This is a genomic window from Fibrobacterota bacterium, assembly GCA_019509785.1.
In the GTDB taxonomy this organism is placed as follows: domain Bacteria; phylum Fibrobacterota; class Fibrobacteria; order UBA11236; family UBA11236; genus Chersky-265.
Map to the genome: position 1 here is coordinate 1 of JAEKLQ010000095.1, position 3,531 is coordinate 3,531.

Sequence of the window (3,531 nt, forward strand, 5' to 3'; positions counted from 1 at the left end):
ATCCTGCGTCGCGTTGCGCGCCAGCAGCCGCGCAAAGCGGCCCAGCCGGCGCACGGTGAATTCGTCGAAGCTCGGTTCGTCGGGGCGATTGAAGATGATCAGTGCACCGGCGGGTCCGCCGCGCGCGATCAACGGCAAGGCGACGAGCTTGCAGGCGATCTGCCCGCCGCTCGTGTGCTTGAGCTTGTTGGTGGCGATCGGCTTGCGCGACGCGATCACGCGGCGCGCGAGCTCGTCGCCGGCGTTCGCGAGCTGGTCGCGCGCGAACGCGATGTCGGCCTCGGAACGGCCCCAGACGGCGCGCGATTCCTCGCGCGGAAAGATGGCCGTCGCGGCCGTGCAGCCCAGGCGCAGACACACGGCACGCAGCACGCTCTCGCTGCCGCGTTCCTGCCCCGCCCCCGCATCGAGCGCTCCCGTTTCTCCCGACTTCACTCTCACTCAGAGACCTTTGTTAGTTCGTTCTTGCCGTTCGACGCGCCGGCAGATTAGACGACCGCCCTAGGGCGAAAGCCCACGCACTTCGCATCTTTCCGGCGTTTCACGCGCCTGAAATCGAATACCTCGAGTTATGAGAAGCGCTACCACGACTTATGTCAGATGGCGCGAAAACGGGGACGCAGCCATTCGCAGACACCGGTGTCAAGCCATGCGGATCATCAGGCGATCAGTGGTCGCAAATGCCGCGGAAGCGGCCGGTCGCCGAATACTCCACCTGTCCTGCGAGGTTGCCGGCGAGCAGGCTGCGCCGGCGGGTGACGGCCGCGTCGAAGATCTCGGCGACCGGCATCGCCTTGCCGAACGAGAAACCCTGCCCCGTCTTGCAGCCGAGCGCGAGCAACGCGTCGCGTTGCTGTTCGAGCTCGATGCCTTCCGCGACGGTGTCGAGGCCGAGCGCGTCGGCGAGCGACAGGATGGCCTTCGCGAGCGCGACGGCATCGACGCCCTCGGCATCGGCGTGCGCACCCGCGAGCCGCTCGACGAACGTGCGGTCGATCTTGAGGATGTCGATCGGAAATCGGTGCAGATACGCGAGTGAGGAATATCCCGTGCCGAAGTCGTCGAGCGCGAGGCGCACGCCGATCAGCTTGAGCTCGTGAAAGATCCGCTCCAGCCGCTCGGTGTTCTCGAGCAGCAGGCTCTCAGTCACTTCGAGGATCAGGCAATCGGCGGCGAGCGCGTGCGTCTCGAGCGCGCGGCGCACCTCGGCCGCCGCATGACCGGTGTTCAGGTAGCGGCTCGACACGTTCACCGACATGCGCACGCCTTCGCCGTGTGGCAATTCCCGCTGCAGCCGCGCGGCATCTGCGCAAGCGCGGTCCAGCATCCACTGCGTCATCGGCACGATCTGGCCGGTCTCTTCCGCCAGCGGAATGAACTCGGAGGGCAGAACCAGGCCGCGCGTCGGGTGGCGCCAGCGCATCAGCGCCTCGACGCCGACCAGATGCCGCGAGGCCAGATCGACGATCGGCTGGTAGTGAGCCTCGAGCTGCTGCTCCTCGATCGCGGTCGCGAGTTCGTTCTCGATGCGCATGCGACGCCGGGCGGCGCGCAACATCTCCGGCGCGAAAACTTCGGCGTGTCCCTTGCCGCGCGACTTGGCCGAATACATCGCCGCGTCGGCGTTGCGCAGCAGCCGCTCGACGTTGCTGGCGCGATCGGACAGCGCGACGCCGATGCTGCATCCGACGCGCAGCTGGCGCCCGTCGATGTCGAATGGCAGCCGGCACGTCTCGATGACCTGCCGCGCGACCGCCATCGCGGCATCGATGTCGGGCGCATGGTCGATGAGCACGGCGAATTCGTCGCCGCCGAGGCGCGCGACCGTGTCGCCCGTGCGCGTGCACTGCACGAGCCGGTGCGCGAAATTGCGCAGCAGCGAATCACCCGCGCCGTGGCCGAGGCTGTCGTTCACGGTCTTGAAGTTGTCGAGGTCGATGAACAGTACCGCCGGCGTCATGCTGTCGCCGATGCGGCTCAGCGCCTGGTGCACGCGGTCCGCGAACAACGCGCGGTTCGCGAGCAACGTGAGCGGATCGTGGAACGCGAGCGTGCGCAGCTGATCGTTGAGCCGTACGGCATCGGATATGTCGCGGATGTTGAGCGTCACGCCGCGGATCGAATCCACGTGGCACAGGTTCGCGATCACCATCTTGAACGACCGCTTTTCGCCCGTGCCCTTCTCCAGATCGAAGGTGGTCACCTGCTCGGAATGCGGCGACGCCACGACGTCGGCGAATACCGCGCGGACCTGCGGCGCGCCGCGGCCGATCACATGCTCGATGGGCAGTCCGGCAAGCTCGACGGGGGGCATGCCGAGCATGGCCTCGGACGACGGGCTCGCGTAACGGATGAGGCCGTCCGGATCGCAGATCGCGATCATGTCGCTCGAGCGCCGCACGAGCTCCGTGAGTCGCTCGTCGAAGCGGCGCGTCGCGATCTCGCGGTGGAGGCCCACCACCTCGCGCGTCGCGAGCGCCTGGCTGACCATCACGAGCACGGTGGCGATCAGCACCACGCCCATGAGCAGCGGCGCCTGCGAATCGACGAGCCCGAGTTTGTCGTTGAGCAGCGCGACCACGCCCACCATGAGCGCGACGATCGGCAGCGAGCCGCGCAAGTCGCCCTGCAGGCCGCGCGTGCCGACATAGACACGCTCGCTGCGCTGCGCGTTCACGCTCAGCACCATGAACAGGTAGTAGACGACGTAGACCAGATCCATCGGCGCGCCGACTTCGTACGACTTGCCGAGCTCGGCATTGACCCACAGCAGGTCCCCGATCAGGGTCGCGACCTGCGCGAGCAGCAGCCAGGTCACGGCGCGTTCGCGGCGCCAGTCGGTCACCTGCATCGCCACCATGGCCCCCGCGATGAGGCACAGCGCGTTGCCGACGCCATAGGTCGCGGCCGACCAGTTCTCGGCGAGCTGTGCGGGCGACATGCTGGCGAGTGGCGAGAGAATGGTGAACCAGAGCAACGTGGCGAATCCGACCGCAACGGTTGCGAAGTCGACGATCGATCGCGTGCTATTCAGTCGCCCGCCGAGATCGAAGTACAGCAACATGCACGCGGTCGCCGTCAGCGGATAGTCGAGCACCCAGAGCGCATCGGGCCACGATCCGAAGGTCTCGCTCGCGGTGAGCGCGCCGTAACCCCAGCCGATGCTCGCGATGGCATCCAGGATGCCGGCAGCGAACAACAGCTTGTACGCGGTGCGACGTCGCGAGCTCAATGCGTGATCGGTGATCACCGGCCACATCATCACGAGCATCGTGATCATGATGGGGAACGTGCCCCACGCGCCGATGCGCGCTGCCACCGTCCCGCCACCCCAGCCCGAGAGCAGGATCACGGAGATCGCGCAGCCGTAGAGAACGCAGCCCGCAATGGCAGGACGCGACCAGCGCTCGACGTTTGACCTCAATGAAAGACTCATGCTCGCAGGCGAAAATCACGGCTGGCGCCGTATCGTTAATCGTGTCAAAAGACCCGGGTGTCCAGTCGGGTAACGGTCACAGCCGCGCACTCTTG

At 66.7% G+C, this 3,531-nt stretch carries 2 protein-coding genes; both read right to left on the reverse strand.

The window, feature by feature from the left end; all coding sequences use genetic code 11:
- Nucleotides 1-435: GAF domain-containing protein (locus JF616_22755; GenBank protein MBW8890584.1), on the reverse strand; the 435-nt coding region annotated here is incomplete at its 3' end.
- Nucleotides 436-667: 232 nt separating this feature from the next.
- Nucleotides 668-3,436, reverse strand: a complete 2,769-nt coding sequence (locus tag JF616_22760) for an EAL domain-containing protein (protein MBW8890585.1) — start codon at nt 3,434-3,436, stop codon at nt 668-670.
- Between the last annotated feature and the right edge of the window lie 95 nt (nt 3,437-3,531).

Bases quoted from the DNA above. Each gene is read 5' to 3' on its own strand.
- JF616_22760 (MBW8890585.1), bottom strand. From the start codon at position 3,436: ATGAGTCTTTCATTGAGGTCAAACGTCGAGCGCTGGTCGCGTCCTGCC.